Here is a 22,038-nt window from a genome sequence, read left to right as displayed (position 1 = left end):
CTATGACTACCGACGCCGATCAACTGCGTTCACAGATCGCCGAAATGCTGGCAGGTCTGCCGGATCCGTCGTCTCCGGACATCGAGATCGACATGGTGGCCTCGCGGCTGGAAGAAGCCCACGATGTGCTTGTCCGGGCGCTCGAATCGGTGGACAGGTGAACCCGGGTGGCACGGCGGGCTCGCGTTGACGCCGAGCTGGTGCGGCGTGGGCTGGCCCGGTCGCGTCAGCAGGCCGCGGAGTTGATCGGGGCCGGTCTGGTTCGTATCGACGGCATGCCCGCCGCCAAACCTGCGACCGCCATCGCCGTCGACGCCAACATCACGGTCGCGACCGGCGACACCCGCTCGTGGGTGTCGCGCGGAGCGCACAAGTTGATCGGAGCGCTCGACGCCTTCGGTCTGCCGGTCGAGGGCAAGCGGTGTCTGGATGCCGGCGCTTCGACCGGAGGCTTCACCGAGGTGCTCTTGGATCGCGGTGCCCGCGAAGTCGTCGGGGTCGACGTCGGCTATGGGCAACTGGCCTGGTCCCTACGGTCGGATCCACGCGTCGTGGTGCTCGAGCGCACCAATGTCCGGGAACTGACACCCGAGGCGATCGGTGGCCGGGTCGAACTCGTGGTGGCCGATCTGTCGTTCATCTCGCTGGCGACGGTTTTGCCCGCGCTGACCGCGTGTGCCGAATCGAGCGCCGATATCGTCCCGATGGTGAAGCCGCAGTTCGAGGTCGGCAAGGACCGGGTGGGTGCCGGCGGCGTGGTGAGCGACCCTGAGTTGCGCATCGACGCGGTGTGCACGGTCGCGCGGCGAGCGGCCGAACTGAATTGGCATGCGGTCGACGTGACCGCGAGCCCGTTGCCGGGCCCGTCGGGAAATGTCGAATATTTCCTGCACCTGCGTACCGAAACGGACAAACCACTGCACGGCGAGTCACTCGAGGGTGCGGTACGCCGGGCGGTCGAGGAGGGGCCGCAATGACGTGCGATCGCACGATACTGCTGGTGGTACACACCGGCCGCGAGGAGGCCACCGAGGTGGCACGCCGAGTGGAGAAGGTGCTGGGCGACAACGGCATCGGCCTGCGGGTGCTGTCGGCCGAGGCGGTGGACCGCGGCCCGCTGCACCTGGCGCCCGACGACATGCGGGCGCTCGGAGTCGACATCGAGGTGGTCAACGCGGACGAGCGCGCTGCCGAGGGCTGTGAGCTCGTGCTGGTGCTCGGCGGCGACGGGACGTTCCTGCGCGCGGCCGAACTGGCTCGCAACGTCGAGATCCCGGTGCTCGGTGTGAACCTGGGCCGGATCGGGTTCCTGGCCGAGTCCGAAGCCGAGGCCATCGACCACGTCTTGGAGAAGGTGATCGACCGGGATTACCGGATCGAGGAGCGGATGACGCTCGACGTCGTGGTACGCGCCCGCAACGAAGTCGTCAACCGCGGTTGGGCGCTCAACGAGGCCAGCCTCGAAAAGGGCCCGCGCCTCGGTGTGCTCGGGGTCGTCCTCGAGGTCGACGGCAGGCCGGTGTCGGCATTCGGCTGTGACGGTGTGCTGGTGTCCACGCCCACGGGATCGACCGCGTATGCGTTTTCCGCGGGCGGGCCGGTGCTGTGGCCGGATCTGGAGGCAATCCTGGTGGTGCCCAACAATGCTCACGCGTTGTTCGCCCGGCCGATGGTGACGAGCCCGGCGGCTTCGATCGCGATCGAGATCGAAGCCGGCGGCCACGACGCGCTGGTGTTCTGCGACGGTCGGCGCGAGATGGTCGTGCCTGCGGGTGGGCGGCTGGAGGTCACCCGCTGCGGCACCCCGCTGAAGTGGGTGCGGCTCGACAGCGCACCGTTCACCGACCGGCTGGTGCGCAAGTTCCGGCTGCCGGTCACGGGTTGGCGGGGGCAGTAACCGCCAGTGCTAGCCGAGATTCGTATCGAGTCGTTGGGCGCGATCAGCGCTGCCACCGCGGAGTTCGGCCGCGGGCTCACGGTGCTGACGGGCGAAACCGGAACCGGCAAGACCATGGTGGTCACCGGGCTGCATCTGCTCGGTGGTGCCAGGGCCGACGCCACCCGGGTGCGGTCGGGTGCCGACCGGGCCGTGGTCGAAGGACGCTTCAGCACAACAGAACTCGGAACAGACGTGTCGGACCGGGTGGACGGCATCCTCGAGTCCTCGGGTGCCGAGCGGGACGACGACGGCAGCGTCATCGCTGCGCGCTCGGTGAGCCGGGCCGGCCCGTCGCGGGCCTACCTCGGTGGCCGCAGCGTCCCGGCCAAGTTGCTGAGCAACTTCACCGCCGAGGTGCTGACCTTGCACGGCCAGAACGATCAGCTGCGGTTGATGCGCCCGGACGAGCAGCGGGCCGCACTGGACCGGTTCGCCGACGTCGAGAAGCCGTTGGCGCGCTACCGCCGGATCCGTGAGCAGTGGGTCGCGGCCCGGCGTGACCTGGCCGACCGCAAACAGCGTGCGCGGGAGCTGGCCCAGGAGGCCGACCGGCTGAGCTTCGGAATCAACGAGATCGATGCTGTCGCACCACAACCGGGTGAGGATGAGGCGATCGTCGCCGATATCAGGCGCCTCTCTGAACTCGATGCGTTGCGTGAGGCCGCGCAGTCAGCCAGGGTTGCGCTGTCCGGCGCGCTCGATGATCCGACGCCGGATTCGGTGTCGGCGGCGGACGGCGTCGGGCAGGCCAAGGCCGCGCTGGAGTCCTCCGATGACGCGGCGCTGCGTGCGCTGGCCGTTCGGCTGGGCGAAGCCGTTGCGGTGATCAGCGACGTCACCGCGGAGCTCGGTGACTATCTTTCCGAACTTCCCACTGATGCAAGCACTTTGGAGAGCAAGCTGACCCGCCAGGGGGAGCTGCGCACGCTGACCCGAAAGTACGCCGCCGACATCGACGGGGTGCTGGCATGGGCCAAGGAGGCCTCCGAACGGCTCGCGCAGCTCGACGTGTCCGAGGAAACCCTCGCGGTTCTCGAGCGCCGGGTGGGGGAGTTGGAGGCCGAATTGGTCGCGGCCGCGGGCGACGTCACCAAGGCGCGCAGCAAGGCCGCCAAGGGGCTCGCGAAGGCGGTGACCGCCGAACTGTCCGGGCTGGCGATGGCCAACGCGTTGTTCAGCATCTCGGTGGGACCGCTCGCCGCGCGCGCCGACGATTCCGCGCCGCTCAAGCTGTCCGACGGATCGGTGGTGCACGCCGGTCACGACGGTGTCGATGCGGTCGAGTTCGGCTTCAGCGCGCACCGCGGTGCCGACGTGCTGCCGCTGACCAAGAGCGCGTCGGGCGGTGAGCTGTCCCGCGTGATGCTGGCCCTTGAGGTTGTTCTCTCGGCATCCGCAGCGGGCACCACGATGGTGTTTGACGAGGTCGACGCCGGGGTCGGTGGTCGGGCGGCTGTACAGATCGGGCGCAGGCTGGCCCGGTTGGCCCGCACCCACCAGGTCATCGTGGTCACGCACCTGCCGCAGGTCGCGGCGTATGCCGACGTGCACCTCGTGGTGGACAGCGGCAACGGCCGCAGCAAATCCAGCGGGGTGCGCCGCATCGAGGACGACGACCGGGTCGCCGAACTGGCGCGAATGCTGGCAGGCCTCGGCGAGTCCGACAGTGGCCGGGCACATGCAAGGGAGTTGCTCGAGGCGGCTCAGCAAGAGCGCAACGCGGCCGATTGAGCCTGTTACTCGTGTGACTGAAGCGAACTTGTGGGGCTGGTGTTACGGCGCGCCTCCACCCCTCGGCCGCTGATCACCGACAGAATCGCGGCATGAAGATGTCAGCGCTGCTTGCCCGCAATGCCAGCTCACGCCCCGGCGTCACCGGCACCGCCCGCGTGGACCGCGACATCGATCGACTGCTGCGCCGCGTCGGCCCGGGCGACATCGTGGTGCTCGACGCGCAGGATCTCGACCGCATCACCGCAGACGCGCTCGTCGAGGCAAACGTCGCGGGAGTGGTCAACGCGTCGCCGTCGATCTCCGGACGCTATCCGAACCTGGGCCCCGAGGTGCTCGTGGCCAACGGCGTCACGCTCATCGACGAGGCCGGGCCCGAGGTTTTCAAGAAGGTCAAGGACGGTGCGCGGGTCCGCCTGCACAACGGTGGCGTCTACGCGGGCGACCGTCGCATAGCCCTGGGCACCGAGCGCACGGACCACGAGATCCACGAGCTCATGCACGAGGCCAAGAGCGGGCTCGTCGCGCACCTGGAAGCCTTCGCGGGCAACACCATCGAATTCATCCGCAGTGAGAGCCCGCTGCTGATCGACGGCATCGGCATTCCCAACATCGACGTCGACCTGCGCCGCAGGCACGTCGTGATCGTCGCGGAGGAACCCGATGCGGCCGAGGATCTCAAGGCGCTCAAGCCGTTCATCAAGGAGTATCAACCGGTGCTGGTCGGCGTCGGGGTCGGCGCCGACGTGCTGCGCAAGGCCGGGTACCGCCCGGCTCTCATCGTGGGCGACCCCGACAAGATGAGCGTCGAGGTGCTGCGGTCGGGCGCGCAGGTGGTGCTGCCCGCGGACGCCGACGGGCATGCCGCTGGTCTGGAGCGCATCCAGGATCTGGGGATCGGGGCGATGACGTTCCCGGCCGCCGGTTCGGCAGCCGACCTGGCGCTGCTGCTGTGCGATCACCACGGAGCCGCGCTGATCGTGACGGCCGGGCACACCGCCAACATCGAGGAGTTCTTCGACCGGTCCCGCCAACGCAGCAATCCGTCGACCTTCCTGACCCGGTTGAAGGTGGGAGAGAAGCTCGTCGACGCCAAGGCCGTCGCGACGCTGTACCGCAGCCGGGTGTCGGGCGGCGCGATCGCGCTGCTGGTGCTGGCCATGCTGGTCGCCGTGATCGTCGCGCTGTGGGTTTCGCGGGCCGATGCCGCGGTGCTCGACTGGGCCGCGGACTATTGGCATCAGTTCACCGCCTGGGTGCAGGATCTGGTGGGCTCGGTAGGCGGGTGAGCGGTGATATCACTTCGGACCCACGCGATCTCGCTGGCCGCGGTTTTTCTCGCGCTGGCGATCGGCGTGGCGCTGGGCTCGGGGCTGCTGTCGAACACCGTGTTGTCCGGCCTGCGTAGCGACAAGCAGGATCTGCAGCACCAGATCGACACGCTGACCGACGAGAAGAACGCGCTCAACGAGAAGCTCAACGCCGCATCGGAATTCGATGCGCAACTGGCACCACGCATGGTGCGCGACGTCCTCAAGGACAAGACCGTGGTGGTGTTCAGGACACCCGATGCCGCCGACGCCGATGTCGACGCGATCACCCGGTTCATCGGCCAGGCCGGCGGCGCCGTCACCGGCACGGTGGCGCTGACGAACGAGTTCGTGGAGGCCAACTCCGCCGACAAGTTGCTGTCGGTGGTGAACTCGCCGATCGTCCCGGCCGGCAGGCAGCTCAGCACCGTCGCGGTCGATCAGGGTTCGCAGGCGGGGGATCTGCTCGGTATCGCCCTGCTGACGGACAAGAACCCGGCCACGGCTCCGGTCGACGACGCGCAACGACAGACCGTGCTCGAGGCGTTGCGCGACACCGGGTTCCTCACCTATGACGCTGAGCACATCGGTGCGGCAAACACCGCGCTGATCGTGACCGGTGCGCCGCTCGGCGAGGACGCAGGCAACCGCGGCGCGACCGTCGCACGGCTAGCGGCGGGCCTCGCTCCGCACGGTTCCGGGACCGTTCTCGTGGGCCGGGACGGATCCGCGTCCGGAGCCGGTCCGGTCGCCGTGACCAGGTCGGATCCGGCGCTCAGCGCAGCCGTCAGCACGGTCGACGACGGCAGCTCCAGTGCCGGCCAGATCACCGCGGTCCTCGCGCTGGGCGATCTTGTCGGCGGGGGCAAGCCGGGACAGTACGGCACCGGCCGGGGTGCCGCCTCGGTGACGCTGCCGCAATAACGCGATCCGGACGCCGGGTGCTCGCGGCGCGCCAGCGACGACTTGTCGGCGTCGGTGTTAAGGTGAGATTCCGTGGGTCGGCAGGCCCCAGCTAGTTCAGCGATCCCCTGCCCGTCGTCACGGAGGATGCTTTTGCCCGCCTTACGCAAGCACCCGCACACCGCCACCAAACACCTCTTCGTCACCGGTGGTGTGGTGTCGTCTCTCGGTAAGGGGTTGACCGCGTCCAGCCTCGGTCAGTTGCTGACCGCGCGGGGGTTGCAGGTCACCATGCAGAAGCTGGACCCCTACCTCAACGTCGACCCCGGGACCATGAACCCGTTCCAGCACGGCGAGGTGTTCGTCACCGAGGACGGTGCCGAGACCGATCTCGACGTCGGCCACTACGAGCGCTTCCTCGACCGCAACCTGTCCGGTTCGGCCAACGTCACGACCGGTCAGGTCTACTCGACGGTGATCGCCAAGGAGCGCCGCGGCGAGTACCTCGGCGACACCGTGCAGGTAATCCCGCACATCACCGACGAGATCAAGAACCGCATCATGGCCATGGCCGAGCCCGATGTCTTGGGCAACCGCCCGGACGTGGTGATCACCGAGATCGGTGGCACCGTAGGCGATATCGAGTCGCTGCCGTTCCTCGAAGCGGCACGCCAGGTTCGTCACGAGGTCGGCCGGGAGAACTGCTTCTTCCTGCACGTGTCGCTGGTGCCCTACCTGGCGCCGTCCGGTGAGCTCAAGACCAAACCGACCCAGCACTCGGTGGCCGCGCTGCGCAGCATCGGCATCACCCCGGACGCACTGATCCTGCGGTGCGACCGTGATGTCCCCGAGCCGCTCAAGAACAAGATCGCGCTGATGTGCGACGTCGACGTGGACGGCGTGATCTCGACCCCGGACGCCCCGTCGATCTACGACATCCCCAAGGTGCTGCATCGCGAGGAGCTCGACGCCTACGTGGTGCGCAGGCTCAATCTGCCGTTCCGCGACGTGGATTGGACCGAGTGGGACGATCTGCTGCGTCGGGTGCACGATCCGCAGGAAACGGTCCGGATCGCGCTGGTGGGCAAGTACATCGACCTGTCGGACGCCTACCTGTCGGTCGCCGAGGCGCTGCGAGCCGGCGGATTCAAGCACCGGGCGAAGGTCGAGATGCGGTGGGTCGCCTCCGACGACTGTGAGTCCGAGGCCGGTGCGGCCGCGGCACTGTCCGACGTGCACGGCGTGTTGATCCCGGGCGGCTTCGGCATCCGTGGCATCGAGGGCAAGATCGGCGCGATCCGTTACGCCCGCAAGCGTGGGCTGCCGGTGCTGGGGCTGTGTCTGGGCCTGCAGTGCATCGTGATCGAGGCGGCCCGCTCGGTCGGCATCACCGAGGCCAACTCGGCCGAGTTCGACGCCGACACCCCCGACCCGGTGATCTCCACCATGGCCGACCAGCGCGACGCGGTCGCCGGCGAGGCCGATCTGGGCGGCACCATGCGGCTGGGCGCCTATCCGGCCGTGTTGCAGTCGGGGTCGGTTGTGGCCCAGGCCTATCAGGCGACCGAGGTGTCCGAGCGGCACCGCCACCGCTACGAGGTCAACAACGCCTACCGGGATCGCATCTCCGAGAGCGGGCTGCGGTTCTCCGGAACCTCGCCCGACGGCCACCTGGTCGAGTTCGTCGAATACGCACCCGAGGTTCATCCGTTCCTGGTCGGCACGCAGGCGCACCCGGAACTCAAGAGCAGGCCCACCCGGCCGCACCCGCTGTTCGCGGCCTTCATCGGGGCGGCCCTCGGCTACAAGGCCGAGGAGCGGTTGCCCGGCATGGATCTGCCCGAGCAGTTCGCCAACGGTGCCGAGCACACCGAAGAGGCCTTGGCCGAGTCCCTGGAGAAATCCGACGTCCGTGGCTGAACACGACTTCGAGACGCTGGCAAGCGAAACCGTCTACGTCGGAAAGATTTTCGCGTTGCGGGCTGACGAAGTCAGCATGCCCGGCGGTACCTCCGCCCGGCGCGAGGTGGTGGAGCACTACGGCGCCGTGGCGGTGGTCGCGCTCGACGACGACGGCAATGTGGTGCTGGTGTACCAGTACCGGCATCCGCTGGGGCGCAGGCTGTGGGAACTGCCCGCCGGGCTACTCGATCTGGGCGGCGAACCACCCGAGGTGACCGCGGCGCGTGAACTCAAGGAAGAGGTGGGCCTCGCGGCCGCGCGGTGGCGGGTGCTGGTGGACCTCGATTCGGCCCCCGGGTTCTCCGACGAGAGCGTGCGGATCTTTCTGGCGACCGGGCTCACCGACGTCGGACGGCCCGAAGCGCACGACGAGGAAGCCGACATGCTCGTGGAACGGATTCCGCTGAGCGAGGCGGTGGCCCGGGTGTTCTCCGGTGACATCGTCAATTCGATCGCGGTGGCCGGAATCCTGGCCGCGCACACCGTGCCCGATGCGGAGTCCCTGCGGCCTGTCGACGCGCCGTGGACCGACCGGCCGACTGCGTTCTGGCGGCGAAAAGGCCTGTTGTGACGACATTTCGGCCGGTGCTGGAAGACCAGCTGCAGGGCTACCTCGACCACCTCACCATCGAGCGCGGGGTCGCGGCCAACACGCTGAGCTCGTACCGGCGTGACCTGCGCCGGTACGCCGACCATCTCACGCGGCGCGGCATCGACGACCTGGCCAAGGTCACCGAATCCGACGTGAGTGATTTCCTGGTGGCGCTGCGCCGGGGCGATCCCGAGGCGGGCCACATCGCGCTCTCGGCGGTGTCGGCGGCCCGGGCCGTGGTCGCGGTGCGGGGCCTGCACCGGTTCGCGGTGGCCGAGGGCCTCGCGGAACTCGACGTCGCGCGGGCCGTCAAGCCGCCCACCCCGAGCCGCAGGCTGCCCAAGAGCCTCACCCTCGACGAGGTGCTCGCACTGCTGGAGGCCTCGGGCGGGGACAGCGAGGCCGACGGTCCACTGACGCTACGCAACCGCGCGCTGCTGGAACTGTTGTATTCGACCGGTGCCCGGATCTCCGAAGCGGTCGGGCTCGACATCGACGACATCGACACCCAGGCGCGGTCGGTGCTGCTGCGGGGCAAGGGCGGCAAGCAGCGATTGGTGCCGATCGGTCGACCGGCCGTCAGTGCACTGGATGCCTATCTGGTACGCGGCCGGCCTGATCTGGCCCGGCGCGGCCGCGGCACCCCGGCCATCTTCCTGAACGTCCGCGGCGGCCGTTTGTCGCGGCAGAGTGCGTGGCAGGTGCTGCAGGATGCCGCCGAGCGGGCGGGCATCACCTCGGCGGTGTCGCCGCACACGTTGCGGCACTCGTTCGCGACCCACCTGCTCGACGGCGGCGCCGACGTGCGCGTCGTGCAGGAACTGCTCGGTCACGCTTCGGTGACCACCACGCAGATCTACACCATGGTCACCGTGCACACGTTGCGCGAAGTGTGGGCAGGCGCCCATCCGCGGGCCCGGTAGCGAACTGACCGACGGTCACGGCGCCAATGGGCGCCGTCTTTTTGCCCGATCAACCTGATTCGCCTGATTGCGTGCCTTCCGGCGCAGCGCAACACGTTGATGCGACTCCGAAACACCTTGGGGCGCTGGTGTTCTCCGAGCGACCCCCGGCGCGATGAATTTGCCGGGGAAACAACTTCACAGCGTTCTTCCAGGAAACCTTCCCGGCCGTTGACGGTGACGTTATATTCCCTTTCGAAAGCTTGTCAGCGAAGGTCCGGAGGTGCCTTTCATGATCAACCGATCAGCCGAACCGGACTCGCCGCCGAAGCTCCCACCGCCGAGGCTGGCCCGCGCCGTCGAGTCGGTCCGCGCGGGGCTGCACCGGGTGCGGTGCAAGATGGTGCCGCCGTTCGCGGGAGTGCTTGACCTCACGATGGGGTTCGCGGTCTCGCAGACGATTTTCGCCGCGGCCCGGCTGGGCATCGCCGACGTGCTCGCAGCCGGTCCGCTCACGGCGGGTCAGATCGCCGAACGCATCGACGCCGACCCGGATGCCGTGCACCGGCTGTTGCGGGTGCTGGCGACGCAGCACATCTTCCGGCAACGGCGGGACGGCCGGTTCGAGATGACGTCGATGGCCGAGCCGTTGCGCACCGACGCGCCGATGTCGATCCGTCCGCTGCTGATGATGCTCAGCCACCCCCTGTACTGGGAGCAGTTCGGCAACCTGGCCCAGGTGGTCCGCACCGGGCGGACCACTCTCGAATCCGACCACGACATGGGCCTTTTCGAGTTTCTCGACCAGGATCCGGAAACCGCGCGCGTGTTCAACGACGCCATGACGTGCGTGACGTCCCTGGCGATCCCGCCGATACTGGCCGCCTACGATTTCACGCAGGCGCGCACCATCGTCGATGTCGGTGGCGGCAACGGGCAGATGCTGGCGGCAGTGCTGAAGTCCGCCCCGCAGTCCCGCGGCGTGCTGCTCGAGCAGGCTTCACTGGAAAGCCGTGCGCGCGCGGTGTTTCGGTCGGCCGGGGTCGACGATCGGGTCACGATCAGCGCCGGTTCCTTCTTCGACCGGGTTCCCACCGGCGGAGACATCTATCTGCTCAAACACGTCGTGCACGATTGGCAGGACGATCAGGCCGCGGCGGTGCTGCGCCGCGTCCGCGAAGCGATGTCCCCGCTGTCGAAACTGCTGGTGGTCGAGACCGTGATCCCGCCGGGCAACACCACCCATTTCGGCAAGCTGCTCGACCTGGACATGATGATCTTCGCCGGTGGCCGCGAACGCAGTCAGCAGGAGATTTCGGATCTGCTGACCGAGACCGGGTTCGAACTGCAGCGCGTGGTTCCGACAGTCACCCACCTGTCGCTGATCGAGGCCGTCGCAGCCTGAGGCTCTCAGCCGCCCAGGTATTCCGACTCCAGCACCAGATCGGGGATCAGCGTCTGGTACTCGCCGTGGGTCTTGTGTTCCACGGTGTCCCACCGCGAATCCTGCTGTGCGCGCATGTAGTTGCGATAGTCCGGGACTCCCGGAATCCTGATGTTGTCCGCCACCACGATCGACCCGCGATGCAGCCAGCCACGGTCCAGGACGCTCAGCAGGTCGGCCAGATAGGCCGACTTGTCGTGGTCGATGAAGAGCAGGTCGAGGTTTCCCGAGTCGAATCCATGGTCGGTGGCCAGCGTGTCGAGGGTGCGGCCACCGTCGCCGAGGGTGCCGACCACGCACGTGATCCGGTCCGCCACGCCTGCGTGCGCCCAGATCCGGCGGGCCACCTCGGCGTTGGCCGCCGCCAACTCCACCGAGTACACGTGCGCCCGCGGCGCTGCGCGGGCGATGCGCAGCGCGCCGTAGCCGCAGTACGTTCCGAGCTCGAGCGCCCGGGCCGGGTCGGCGCGGCGGACCGCCGCGTCCAGCAACACGCCCTTCTCGTCCCCGATGTTGATCAGAAAGGACTTGGTGTACGCGAACTCGTCGATCGTGCGCAGCACGTCGTCGATGTCGCCGCGGCGGGCGTGGGCCTCGACATAGTCGGCCGCGGCCGCCTCACGCCCGTCGCCGATCTGGCCCGTGACCGGAATCTTGTGCTGGTTCATCGCCATCCGCCAGAACGACCAGCGGAGAAACGGGGCGTGCCGTTGCCATGCCATCGGAAAGTGACGGTACCGCAATCACACTCGGCCCATCCAGGCATTGAAGCGGCCCTGCGGGTCGTACGTGGCCCGCACCGCGTCGAGGCGGGCCATGTTCTGGTCGGTGGCGAAGCGGGCCGGGCGTCGACCCAGGTTCTCGTCGGCCAGGCCAACACCGCTCGCGAGGTGGGCCATCGCCGCCATGCTGGCGCGGGGCCAATCGCTGTAGCGCTCGTCATCGGCCGGGTCGTCCCAGACCGCGTACAACGCCATGTTGATCTCGTCCTCCAACCCGTAGAACTCGTGGGCGCGCGTGGGCGAGGGGCTCCAGTTGTACATCAGGAAATGTGAGGGCGGCGGCGGCATGGTGTCGATGATGCGGTGGATGCCGGGCAGCAGTTCGGCGGCCGAGGCGCCCGTCCACATGTTGTCCGCCACGTAGCGGTGCCCGGTCGGGTAGTTGCTCATGACCGCGCCGTACCAGCCGGCCAGATCCGTTTTGGCATAGGGCACCTTGACGATCGCCCGGTCGGCGACCGGGCAGCTGCCGAACACCGCGAGCGCGTTCGACGCGGTCTCCTCGTCATCGGCGAACACCGGCGAGGCCACCACGATGGTCGGATGGTCGAGGCCCAACGCGGGCAGATTGCGGGACGTGATGATCTGCAGCTCGACGCGGTCGTCGATCGCGGCGCTGGCTTCACGTGCCCAGGTGAAGACCTCGTCGACGACGTCGACGGGGTAGATGTACAGACAGCTGCCGCACACGGGCGGGCGCGGGTGCACTCGCAGGTGGAATGCCGTCACCACGGCGAAGAACCCGGGCCCGCTGCCGCGTGCCGCCCAGTAGAGGTCGGCGTTGTTCTCGGCGTCGCAGTACAGTTGTCGGCCGTCGGCCGTGACGACGTCGATGCCGATCACGCTTTCGCACGCAGGCCCCAGCACGCGGCTGTTCCAGCCGTAGCCGCCCTGCAGCAGGTAACCACCGAGGCAGATGCCTTCGCAATGCCCGGCCGGGAAGAACAGCTCCTGCTTGTCGAGCTCGGCCGCGAGTTCGCTGCCCACCTTGCCGGGCCCGACGACCGCGGTCATGCGCCCGGCGTCGACCACGGCCTCGTCGAGGCGGCTGACATCGATCAGCATGCTGCCGTCCCGAAGGTGGCTGGCCGCCCAGCTGTGCCCGCCGGACACCACGCTGACCGGTAGATCTTCGGTGGCGGCCTGGGCGAGCGCGGTGGCCACGTCGGCGGCGTCGAGTGCCTGGACGATCACGTCGGGATAGCGGTCGGGGACGAGCCCGTTCCAGACGGTGGCGCGGCGCGCCTGCTCGTAATCGTCGGTTCCGCGCCGAAGCTGCCGACCGGTCATCTTCCACCTCCTGTCACCGCAACCGGCTGACGGTCGATCACGTCGAGGGTGATCTCGCGCGCCGGCGCCACGGCGATTCCTCTTGCCACACTGCGAGGCTCGCGGCGGTTCTGCTCGCGTTCGGGCATCCGGAGTTCCAGGGTTTGCATGATGGTCGCAATCGCCACGGCGAGCTCGCATGAGGCGAACGCCGCGCCGATGCAGCGCCGGTATCCGCCGCCGAACGGTGCGTACTCGAATGGCGAGATCCGTGATCGCAGGAAGCGGTCCGGGTCGAACAGGTCGGGATCGGGCCATACCGACGGATTGAAATGCAAGGCGTACAGGGCGATCCCGACGATCTTGCCGGCCGCGCAGTCGACGCCTCCGACCGTCAGAGGCTCCTTGAGCCTGCGCAACACGATCGGCACCGGCGGGTGCAGCCGCAGCGCCTCCTTGATGACGGCACCCAGGTAGGGCAGGGCGGTGATCTCGGCCGGGGTGCGGCAGTGCGCCAGCTCCGCGGCGACGCGTGCGCGTACCGACTCGTCGCGGTAGATGTGGTACAGCGCCCACATCATCGAGGTGGCCGTGGTCTCGTGGCCTGCCGCGAGCAGCGTCCTGAGTTGGTCGTGGATGGCCAGGCCCGGCTCTCCGGTGGCATCGGGATCGACCGCCGAGAGCAGCACGTCGAGCATGTCGGCTCCGGCGAGGCTGTCCGGCTGCCTCAGGGCCATGTCGTCGGACAGCAACCGGTCGAGATCGTCGCGCAACCGGACCAGCCGGGCCCACGGGCCGTGCCCGCCCAACTCATGGCGCAGCGCGGGCACGAGCATCAGCGGCGCCGTGTTGGCGCGCATGAGAGCCGTGACGGCACGCGTGTATTCCGTGCGCCGGTCGGCGTCGGCGACACTGAACACCACCCGGATGGCGACATGCAGAGTGATGGCGACAGCCAGCTCGCGCACTCCGATCGACTCGCCGGGCCGTACGGAACGGATCTCGTCGGCGGTCGCCGCTGCGATGATGTCGCCGTAACTCTTGATCCGCTCTCCGTGGAACGCCGGTTGCAGCAGGCTGCGTTCGCGCCGGTGCTGTTCGCCCGACAGCAGGATCAGCGACCCTGGACCGACGACGGCTTCGATCGGGTTCGGGGTGGGCGCCTCGCTGAGATTTGCCGGGACGGTGAGGATGTCGCGTGCGGCGTCCGGGGTTCCGAAGAACGTCACCTGGCCCAGGCCGGGAAAGCTCAGCTCGAAAGGGCACGGCTGCGCGGCATGACGACGAAAGAATCCGACCGGGTCGAGCCCTGCCGAGGCCGCTCGCATTAACCCGAGCGGCGACTTCACCAACTGCGCGGCCATTACCTCGGCCTTCCCCGGGTGCTGACGTAACCGTCAAATCCATTGCGGAATGGCGGTTGAACTGCAGCCGGCCGCATTCCGTATCGACCGGTATGCGAATCCGGGTGTCGATGCGGTTCCCGGTGATCGCTTGGGCCGGGGGAGCCGACGGAGTTGTCGGGCACGTTCGTGCCGGGGGACTCCGCGGTGTTTGTGCAGGTCCGGGCCGTTTGACGAGGTGATCGCGGTGACACGGGGGCTGCCGATGTCGCCCTCGCCGCGGTCGTGTCGTCGACGGTGCCGAGCTTGACGAGAGGCCGAGGATGTGTTGGCGGCACGGCGGCAGGAGTGGGACCACCCTGTGCAGTTCTAGTAAAGAATCTTATTTTTGCGAGCAAGGAGAAGAATTCGATTTGGTCAAATAGCGAAATTAAACGCAATGCTGGGATATACGCCGAGAGGTGCCGACGATAGAACACGGTGACCTCCCTGGATTTGTGTGCCCGATCGGGCAACGGCATTTATTTGCGAGAATCCCAGAATGACATACCGGAACCCCGCGGGCAATTGTTACTTACGCAAGTATCTCGGCATCGGTGGCGGGTGGTGTCAACCGGTCGGTCGTGATCCTCGAAGAGCTCGACAGGCGCCTCGCCCAACGTGATCGTGCGCGTGATTTGTCTGCGGGCGGCGGGCGTCGTGCCGCGCTGTCGGCCACGGGCTCAGCGCGCGCCCGCACTCGCGAATTACGTGTCAAGTAAGTTTATTTAGCCTTGTATCTGCACGGTTACCGCACTCTTGGCAACGAAAACGCGTTTTTCACAGCACACGTACAGTGGCCGGCGCGGGCCGCGGCGCGGCCAGGTGCGGTCGTGCCCGCGCCCCGAAGCGCTCTGTGGTGCCTGCCCCGAACCGGACGTGACTGTTCTTTGATCGTGCAACCAAACGTCGGTCAGATGCTGTCGACAGACGCTAGTTCGACATGAATCTATTAGGCCGGATTTTTCTAGATCAGTTTCGCCAGAAGTTGCTACCAGTGCGTAAAGCGCCAGCATGACGGCGACAGAATTGATCATGAAACACGGTCGTCATAGGGACGTTAGTTGATAGCGAAACTATCACGAAACTGTAGATCGCATATCTCTTATCTTCGTTGGAACTCTGTTGTACCTTGTTGCTCTCCGCGTCGTCGCAAACGTGGATGCGATCGGCGCATTGTTTTCAGGGCGATATATCCGAGGGTGAATATGGCAGCCGAGGGAGCGGGAGCGCAGGAGCGCTCGGGAACTGCATATCGAGTCGTCGACCACATCGTCGGCCACCTTGCCTCTGTCGGCGTGACGCACATCTTCGGCGTCGACGGCGCCAACATCGAAGATCTCTACGACGCCGCGTACTTCCGGTCCGACCTGACCGCCGTACTTGCCAAGCACGAGTTCTCCGCGGCCGTGATGGCCGACGGATACAGCCGCGCCGGCAAGGGGTTCGGGGTCGTGGCCGCGACGTCCGGTGGCGGTTCGCTCAACCTCATTCCGGGGTTGGGGGAGGCGCTTGCCAGCCGGGTTCCGGTGCTGGCGCTGGTCGGGCAGGCGCCTATGCCGCTCGACGGACGGGGCAGCTTCCAGGACACCAGTGGCTGCAACGGCTCACTGAACGCCGAGGATCTGTTCGGCGCCATCTCGGTGTTCTGCGAGCGCGTGACCAAAGCGACGGACATCGTCGACGCACTGCCCCGCGCCATCGCGGCCGCCCGAACCGGCGGGCCCGCGGTGCTGTTGCTGCCCAAGAACATTCAACAGGAGACCATCACCAGGCCCGAGCAGCACCGCAACGGCCATCAACCCGCTCAGCGGCAGGTCGGCAACCCGCATCCACTGGTACGGGCATTGCGCAGGGCCCGTGGGCCGGTCACGATCGTCGCCGGCGAGCAAGTGGCTCGCGACGACGCGAGGGTTGAACTGGAACGGTTGCGCGCGGTGCTGCGCGCGGGTGGCGTGCGTACCCGATGCCAAGGACGTCGCCGGTATCCCGGGACTGGGATCGTCGTCGGCGCTCGGCGTCACGGGCGTGATCGGCCATCCCGGCGCCGTCGAGGCGCTCGCCAGCAGCGCGGTGTGTCTCCTGGTCGGAACCAGGCTTCCGGTGATGGCCCGCGCCGGTCTCGACGACGTGCTGACTCCGTCGCGCACGTACTCGATCGGTTCTGCCGCACCGTACCTCCCCTGCACGCACGTCCAGACCGAGGATCTGCGGGAGTCGCTGACGCAGTTGACCCGGGCGCTCACCGGCCACGGCAGGCCGCTCGGCGTACGCGTCCCGGACCGCGTGCCACACACCGAGCTGGCGCCGCCACGATGTGCGGACGACGGGATCCGGTACCGCGAAGCAATGGCCGAACTCGACCGGGTTCTGCCCGACGGGGCCAACATCGTCGTCGACGCCGGAAACACCGGAGCCGCTGCGGTGCACTACCTTCCCGTCCGCCGGGACGGTCGCTTCGTCGTCGCGCTCGGCATGGGCGGAATGGGGTACAGCTTCGGCGCCGGGATCGGGATGGCGTTCGCCCGGCCCCGGGAACGCACGGTGATCATCTCCGGCGACGGATCGTTCTACATGCACGGCCTGGAACTGCACACCGCGATCCAGTACCGGCTGCCCGTGACCGTGGTGCTGTTCAACAACAACGCCCACGCCATGTGCGTGACGCGAGAGCAGCTCTACTACCGAGACCTGTACAGCTACAACCGGTTCACGCCGAGCCGGCTCGGGGCCGGGCTCGCCGCGATGTTCCCTGGCCTCGTCTCGACCGACGTCACCGATATCGACCGCCTGCCCGCGGCGCTGGCCACCGCCATGCATACCGACGGCCCGGCCGTGGTCAGCGTCGAATGCTCAGCCGACGAGATCCCGCCGTTCGTCCCATTCCTCACGGCGATTCACGCGGCCGCCCAGGAGTGCCAACCGCCCTGCCAACCCACCGAACAGGAGGACACGATCAATGTCCCTGCCAGCGCTTGATGACATCGTCAGCCATACCGGTACCACCGACCCGATCGAGGGGGTGCACCGCATCGAGACGTCGCCGCGCGAGAAGGCGACGCCGATCATCCTGGAGATGATGCGGTCGGTGTATCCGCACGACGAAGTGTTCGGTCAGTACTGCACCGTCACCGACTACATCGACTGCCCGCCCGACGAACTCTACGAATACCTCGCCGACACCCGCTGCCTGGAGGAGTGGACCTACAGCCTGCGGGGGTTCGAGGAGACCGACGAGCCGGGCCTGTGGCTGGCCTGGGACAAACTCGGCTCGGAAACCAAGATCTTCACACGCACGGTGGCCAACCCCGAATCACGGACAGTCGACTACCACTGCGCGTGGGATCAGGGCCTGCACCTGTGGATGATCTACCTCATGCGCGTCGTCGATGCGCAGGTGGTGCTCAACAAGCCGGGATCGGTTGTGCTGTGGACGAATTGCCACCACCCGTTCTACGACAACAACGCCTATCCCGAGACCGCACCACCGGAGCGGCCCGTGTGGGTCGGTGACTTCTGGGACATGTTCGGTGCCGGGCACCTGCTCGAGCTGCGCAACCTCAAGGCGATCGCCGAATACCGCCACCACAACGGCCTACCGGTCACGCCGGACTGGATGCGGGCACCGACCGCTGCGAACGGCGGCTGAGATGAGAAGCAAAGACGAGGCCGTCAGCTTGCTCGACGTCTCGACCTATCTGCCCGAAAACCGCGTTCCCGCAGAGTGGTACGCGCAGTATGCCGAGGACGACGGGCTTCGGGACAGCCCGATGTTCGCGCCGCCCGAGTATCGCCATCACTCGGCCGTCGACGAGTCCAACGTCGACATGATCGTGCGCGCCACCGACGGTCTCGTGGCACGTCACGGGCGCGGCGTACTCGACGACGTGGACATCCTGTTGACGCACTCCCAGATGCCGGATCTGCCGATCGTCGGAGCGGGCGGGGAGACCGCGGCCCGGCTCGGCATGAAGCCGCGGTGGATCGTCGACGTGCACAACGGCGGCTGTGCGGCCTTCGTGTACATGATCAACCTGGCTCGCCAACTGTTGTGGTCGGGAGCAGGCCGGACCGCGATGATCGCGGTCGCGGTGAACGCCGCGGGCAAGATCTTCGAGCAAGATCAGGTGCGCAAGCTCGCGCAGGCGTCGGTGCCCGGCGACGGCGCGGCTGTCGGGCTGGTCACGCTGTCGGACCGGTCCCCGGTACTCGACATCGAATGCCGCTTCTTCGGCGAGAACGCGCGCGACATGACCCTGGACACCGACCCGCCGCGCAAATGGTGGGAGGCCGGACCCGGGCAGGGCTACGTCGGGTTCAACGAGGCCAAGATCATGAAGGTGCTCTCGCGGGGCAACCGGCAGGTGCCGCAGGTCGTGCACGCGGTGTGCGAACGCATCGGGGTCAAACCGACCGACCTCGACCTGCTGGTCACCAATCAGCCCAACCGGCTGTTGCTGCGCAACTGGGCCGAGGCACTTGAACTTCCGCGCGAGCGGCACCGTGACACATTCGGGCGGTGCGGAAACCTCTTCGCCGTGGGGATACCCGCGAACCTGGAGGCGGCGATCGACGACGGCCAGATCGACACCGGCGACGTCGTGATGATGGCGGGCTTTGCCCACGCCGGCGATTTCGCAGGCGCGGCCGCGATCCAATGGGGCGGTCGGCCGCAATGACAAACGACGAGAGGGTCGCCATGACGTTCCCGACAGAGCAGGCCCCGACCTTGGCTGCCGTGACCCAGGAGATCATCGAGCTGATCAGGGCCGAGAAGCCGATCGCGAACCTCAGCGCCGACTCGTCGCTGTTGGACGGCGGGCTGGATTCGCTCCGCGTGATGTCGCTGGTGCTGCGGATCGAGGGGCGCTGGGGCATCGAACTGGATGCCGACGACGCCGACGATCTGCGCACCGTAGGCGATCTCGCCCGGCTCGTGGTGCAGCGCATCGAGGCGCAATCGTGAAGGGCGCACCTGCGATTCGTCCGAAGTACGAGACGCTCACCGAGGCACTCGCGGCGGCCGCGCGCACCGATCTGAGTCTGCACTTCGTCGACGCCGACGAGACGGATCGGGAAGTGCCGAAAGCCGACGTGCGTGAGCGCGGCCTGGCGATCGCCGCGGAACTCATGAATCGCGGTGTGCGCAAGGGCGATCGGGTCGCGCTGGTGCTGCCCACCTGTCCGGAGTTCGTCGAGTGCTTCTTCGGGGTCATGTACGCAGGAGCCATCCCGGTACCGCTGTACCCGCCGGTGCGGCTGGGGAAGCTGGACGAATATCACCGCAGGACCGCCGCGATGCTCAAGGCGGTCGACGCCGTCCTCGTCGTGACCAACGAGCGCATCCGGCGCTTCCTCGGCGTCGCGGTGCAGAGCGCGGCGCCACGGCTGGGCTGCGTGACCGCGTCCGACCTCGATGGAACGGATGCGGCCCAGCGCACATTGGCTCCCGACGACATTGCGTTGATCCAGTTCTCCTCGGGAACGACACACGATCCCAAGCCGGTCGCCCTGACCCACAGGAATCTGCTGTCCAACCTCGCGACGATCTCGAGCCGCCTCGCGGAGGAGAACCCGGTCCGCGAGGTGGGCGTCAGCTGGCTGCCGCTCTATCACGACATGGGTTTGATCGGGAACCTGCTCGCGTCGTTCTACATCGACGTCCCGCTCGTACTGCTGCCGCCCGAGCTGTTCGTCGCGAGGCCCGCGGCGTGGCTACGCGCCATCTCCCGCTACCACGGCACCTATTCGGCGGGCCCCAACTTCGCCTTCAATCTGTGCGTCAACCGGATTCGCGACGAGGAGCTCGACGGCGTGGACCTGTCGTCGTGGAGTGTCTGCTTCAACGGCGCGGAGGCTGTCGGTGCCGACGTCCAGCGCCGGTTCAGCGAACGGTTCGAACGGTGGGGCTTCGACCAGTTTGCCTTCACCCCGTGCTACGGCATGGCTGAGGCGTCACTGGCCATCGCGTTCAAACCACCGCGGACCATGTTCAAAACCCTTGCGGTCGACGTGGACACACTCGCGTCTGCGGGCACTGTCACGCCGGGGCTCAAAGAACTCGTGAGCGTGGGCCGTCCGCTGGCGGGGGTCGACATCGAGATCCGCGACGAGCTGTCGCAACCCGTGGGTGAGGATCGCGCGGGCACCATTTTCGTCCGCGGACCGAGTGTGATGGCGGGATACTTCGGCAGACCCGACCTGACCGATCAGGCACTGCACGACGGCTGGCTGGACACCGGGGATCTCGGATTCGTCCACGACAGGGAGCTATTCATCTGTGGCCGCAACAAGGACGCCATCATCATCCGGGGTGCCAACCATGCGCCGCAGGACTTCGAGGCCGCACTCGACGGTCTGGTCGGGGTCCGTACCGGTTGCGCGGTGGCGGTGGGGTTCGTACCAGACGGTGAGGACGAAGAGGCGCTGGCGCTGCTCGTCGAAACCACGCCCGAGGCGTCGGACAGTCTGATCAGCGACATCACCAAACGGGTCTGGGAGCACACCGGCATCCTGGCGGCACATGTCGAATTGCTCGCGCCGGGAACGCTCCCGCGCACCTCGAGCGGAAAGCTGCGCAGGCGGGAATCGCGTGCGCAATGGCTGGCAGGCACGCTCACGCCGCCGGAGCGCGTGTCGGCCATGAGGTTGATGTTGCACGCGGCCAAAGGGCAGTTGTCGCACGCAAAGGCCACGTATTCCCGGATGACCGCCGGCAAGCCGTCGGCTGATCCAGCCATGGGTGGGAGGGTGTCATGACCGTTGTCGCAGAATCGCGGCCGCAGCGCTTCGTCAAGTCCCCGCTGCAGCCTCCAGTTACGATGTTGCCTACCGCGGTCGACCCGATGGCGCTGTCGCTCAACGAGAATCCGTTCCGCCCGCTGCCTGCGGTCCGGGCCGCGCTGATCGAGTCGATCGACGCGGCCAACCGCTATCCCGAGTTCATGCCGGAGACGCTGCGGCATCTGATCGCGGACCACATCGGCCTGCCTGACGAACAGGTGATCCTCGGTCCGGGGGCAACAGGGGTGATGCTGCAGGTGTTGCACGCCATCACCGATCCTGGCAATCGCATCGTGATCGCGGACCCGACGTTCGAGGGCTATCCGATCGTGTCGGACATGGTTCGGATCTCGCCGATCAAAGTGCCGCTGGATCCGCTGGGACACCACGACCTGCGCGCGATGGCCGACGCCGCGGTCGACGCGCGGGTGGTCGCCATCTGCCGGCCGCACAACCCGACGGGAACGGTGGAATCGCCTGCGGCCATCGAGGAATTCCTCAACCGTGTGCCCAGCGACACCGTGGTGTTGATCGACGAGGCCTACGTGGAGTTCGTCTGCCCCGGGCATCGGATGGACGCGGTCAGCCTGGTGCGCCGGTTCCCGAATCTCGTGGTGATGCGGACGTTCTCGAAGGCCTACGGGCTGGCCGGGTTGCGCATCGGGTATGCGTTCGGTTCCCGTGACCTCGCCGACAAGCTGTGGGCCATGCAGTTGCCGTTCGGCATGAGCACCACGAGCCTGGTCGCGGTTGCCGCGTCGTACCAGGCGGAATCCCAACTGCGGCACCGAATCAGGTTGATCACCGCGGAGCGGCGCAACCTGCAGATGCGGTTGCGGGCAATGGGCATCGAAAGCACCGAGGCGCACGCCAACTTCATCTACCTGCCGGCGGCCGGGGTGTGCTGGCGGCAGGTGTTCGACCACGCGGGCGTGCGGGTCAAGCACTACTTCGACGGAGGTGTGCGCATCACGATCGGCGGCCGGTCGTCGACCGGTGCGGTGCTGACCGCACTGCGGAACAAGCTTTAGGAGGGGAG

General features: G+C 67.4%; 18 protein-coding genes and 1 pseudogene. 16 read left to right on the top strand and 3 right to left on the bottom strand.

Going from position 1 to position 22,038, the window contains the following annotated elements; all coding sequences use genetic code 11:
• Positions 1-2: 2 nt before the first annotated feature.
• From G6N67_RS38885 to G6N67_RS34230, 10 genes are all read left to right on the top strand, one after another.
• Positions 3-161 carry a hypothetical protein gene (locus tag G6N67_RS38885; RefSeq protein ID WP_165572185.1) on the top strand — a complete coding sequence of 53 codons (159 nt, stop codon included), beginning with the start codon at positions 3-5 and terminating at the stop codon, positions 159-161.
• Between the two features lie 6 nt (positions 162-167).
• Positions 168-977: a TlyA family RNA methyltransferase gene (locus G6N67_RS34270; RefSeq protein WP_036439496.1), complete on the top strand. Its 810-nt coding sequence runs from the start codon at positions 168-170 to the stop codon at positions 975-977.
• The gene (locus G6N67_RS34265) at positions 974-1,897 is read left to right on the top strand and encodes an NAD kinase (RefSeq protein ID WP_036439498.1); all 924 of its coding nucleotides are present in this window, start codon (positions 974-976) and stop codon (positions 1,895-1,897) included. Before G6N67_RS34270 ends, G6N67_RS34265 begins: the two co-directional genes overlap by 4 nt.
• Positions 1,898-1,903: 6 nt before the next feature.
• Positions 1,904-3,670 (top strand): DNA repair protein RecN, encoded by a 1,767-nt coding sequence (gene recN, locus G6N67_RS34260; RefSeq protein ID WP_036439500.1) that lies wholly within the window; start codon positions 1,904-1,906, stop codon positions 3,668-3,670.
• A gap of 92 nt (positions 3,671-3,762) precedes the next feature.
• The gene (gene steA, locus G6N67_RS34255) at positions 3,763-4,959 is read left to right on the top strand and encodes a putative cytokinetic ring protein SteA (RefSeq protein ID WP_036439502.1); all 1,197 of its coding nucleotides are present in this window, start codon (positions 3,763-3,765) and stop codon (positions 4,957-4,959) included.
• 3 nt (positions 4,960-4,962) lie between these two features.
• Entirely contained in the window at positions 4,963-5,904 is a 942-nt protein-coding gene (locus G6N67_RS34250) for a copper transporter (RefSeq protein ID WP_163642410.1), read from the top strand.
• Positions 5,905-6,036: 132 nt separating this feature from the next.
• The gene (locus G6N67_RS34245; protein WP_036440590.1) at positions 6,037-7,803 is read left to right on the top strand and encodes a CTP synthase; all 1,767 of its coding nucleotides are present in this window, start codon (positions 6,037-6,039) and stop codon (positions 7,801-7,803) included.
• Entirely contained in the window at positions 7,796-8,416 is a 621-nt protein-coding gene (locus G6N67_RS34240; protein WP_036439504.1) for an NUDIX domain-containing protein, read from the top strand. The genes G6N67_RS34245 and G6N67_RS34240 overlap by 8 nt, the downstream gene beginning before the upstream one ends.
• The gene (gene xerD, locus G6N67_RS34235; RefSeq protein ID WP_036439506.1) at positions 8,413-9,360 is read left to right on the top strand and encodes a site-specific tyrosine recombinase XerD; all 948 of its coding nucleotides are present in this window, start codon (positions 8,413-8,415) and stop codon (positions 9,358-9,360) included. Before G6N67_RS34240 ends, xerD begins: the two co-directional genes overlap by 4 nt.
• Positions 9,361-9,631: 271 nt before the next feature.
• On the top strand, positions 9,632-10,744 hold the full coding sequence (locus G6N67_RS34230; protein ID WP_036439508.1) for a methyltransferase: 1,113 nt from the start codon (positions 9,632-9,634) through the stop codon (positions 10,742-10,744).
• A 5-nt stretch (positions 10,745-10,749) separates the two neighbouring features.
• Here the strand turns inward: G6N67_RS34230 and G6N67_RS34225 are convergent, their stop codons facing one another.
• The 3 genes from G6N67_RS34225 to G6N67_RS34215 are packed head-to-tail and all read right to left on the bottom strand — an operon-like array spanning position 10,750 to position 14,198.
• Entirely contained in the window at positions 10,750-11,505 is a 756-nt protein-coding gene (locus G6N67_RS34225) for an O-methyltransferase (RefSeq protein WP_036439510.1), read from the bottom strand.
• 21 nt (positions 11,506-11,526) lie between these two features.
• The gene (locus tag G6N67_RS34220) at positions 11,527-12,855 is read right to left on the bottom strand and encodes an FAD-binding oxidoreductase (protein WP_036439512.1); all 1,329 of its coding nucleotides are present in this window, start codon (positions 12,853-12,855) and stop codon (positions 11,527-11,529) included.
• On the bottom strand, positions 12,852-14,198 hold the full coding sequence (locus tag G6N67_RS34215) for a cytochrome P450 (RefSeq protein WP_036439514.1): 1,347 nt from the start codon (positions 14,196-14,198) through the stop codon (positions 12,852-12,854). The genes G6N67_RS34220 and G6N67_RS34215 overlap by 4 nt, the downstream gene beginning before the upstream one ends.
• Positions 14,199-15,424: 1,226 nt before the next feature.
• Between G6N67_RS34215 and G6N67_RS34210 the strand changes: the two are divergent.
• From G6N67_RS34210 to G6N67_RS34185, 6 genes and pseudogenes are all read left to right on the top strand, one after another.
• Positions 15,425-17,195, top strand: a pseudogene (locus G6N67_RS34210) (thiamine pyrophosphate-binding protein).
• Positions 17,176-17,865, top strand: a complete 690-nt coding sequence (locus G6N67_RS34205) for a hypothetical protein (RefSeq protein ID WP_036439516.1) — start codon at positions 17,176-17,178, stop codon at positions 17,863-17,865. Before G6N67_RS34210 ends, G6N67_RS34205 begins: the two are co-directional and overlap by 20 nt.
• A gap of 1 nt (position 17,866) precedes the next feature.
• Positions 17,867-18,895, top strand: a complete 1,029-nt coding sequence (locus G6N67_RS34200; RefSeq protein ID WP_036439518.1) for a 3-oxoacyl-ACP synthase III family protein — start codon at positions 17,867-17,869, stop codon at positions 18,893-18,895.
• A gap of 20 nt (positions 18,896-18,915) precedes the next feature.
• On the top strand, positions 18,916-19,182 hold the full coding sequence (locus G6N67_RS34195) for an acyl carrier protein (protein WP_036440592.1): 267 nt from the start codon (positions 18,916-18,918) through the stop codon (positions 19,180-19,182).
• Positions 19,179-20,975: a fatty acyl-AMP ligase gene (locus tag G6N67_RS34190; protein WP_036439520.1), complete on the top strand. Its 1,797-nt coding sequence runs from the start codon at positions 19,179-19,181 to the stop codon at positions 20,973-20,975. Before G6N67_RS34195 ends, G6N67_RS34190 begins: the two co-directional genes overlap by 4 nt.
• Positions 20,972-22,030 (top strand): pyridoxal phosphate-dependent aminotransferase, encoded by a 1,059-nt coding sequence (locus tag G6N67_RS34185; protein ID WP_036439522.1) that lies wholly within the window; start codon positions 20,972-20,974, stop codon positions 22,028-22,030. The genes G6N67_RS34190 and G6N67_RS34185 overlap by 4 nt, the downstream gene beginning before the upstream one ends.
• Positions 22,031-22,038: the final 8 nt, after the last annotated feature.

The sequence above is a fragment of the Mycolicibacterium mageritense genome, assembly GCF_010727475.1.
GTDB lineage: Bacteria > Actinomycetota > Actinomycetes > Mycobacteriales > Mycobacteriaceae > Mycobacterium > Mycobacterium mageritense.
Note: the sequence above shows the minus strand (reverse complement) of the source record. Positions and strands in the feature narration are given on the sequence as shown.

Bases quoted from the DNA above. Each gene is read 5' to 3' on its own strand.
- G6N67_RS38885 (WP_165572185.1), top strand. From the start codon at position 3: ATGACTACCGACGCCGATCAACTGCGTTCACAGATCGCCGAAATGCTG.
- G6N67_RS34265 (WP_036439498.1), top strand. From the start codon at position 974: ATGACGTGCGATCGCACGATACTGCTGGTGGTACACACCGGCCGCGAG.
- steA (WP_036439502.1), top strand. From the start codon at position 3,763: ATGAAGATGTCAGCGCTGCTTGCCCGCAATGCCAGCTCACGCCCCGGC.
- G6N67_RS34230 (WP_036439508.1), top strand. From the start codon at position 9,632: ATGATCAACCGATCAGCCGAACCGGACTCGCCGCCGAAGCTCCCACCG.
- G6N67_RS34225 (WP_036439510.1), bottom strand. From the start codon at position 11,505: ATGGCATGGCAACGGCACGCCCCGTTTCTCCGCTGGTCGTTCTGGCGG.
- G6N67_RS34220 (WP_036439512.1), bottom strand. From the start codon at position 12,855: ATGACCGGTCGGCAGCTTCGGCGCGGAACCGACGATTACGAGCAGGCG.
- G6N67_RS34215 (WP_036439514.1), bottom strand. From the start codon at position 14,198: ATGGCCGCGCAGTTGGTGAAGTCGCCGCTCGGGTTAATGCGAGCGGCC.
- G6N67_RS34205 (WP_036439516.1), top strand. From the start codon at position 17,176: ATGTCCCTGCCAGCGCTTGATGACATCGTCAGCCATACCGGTACCACC.
- G6N67_RS34200 (WP_036439518.1), top strand. From the start codon at position 17,867: ATGAGAAGCAAAGACGAGGCCGTCAGCTTGCTCGACGTCTCGACCTAT.
- G6N67_RS34195 (WP_036440592.1), top strand. From the start codon at position 18,916: ATGACGTTCCCGACAGAGCAGGCCCCGACCTTGGCTGCCGTGACCCAG.
- G6N67_RS34185 (WP_036439522.1), top strand. From the start codon at position 20,972: ATGACCGTTGTCGCAGAATCGCGGCCGCAGCGCTTCGTCAAGTCCCCG.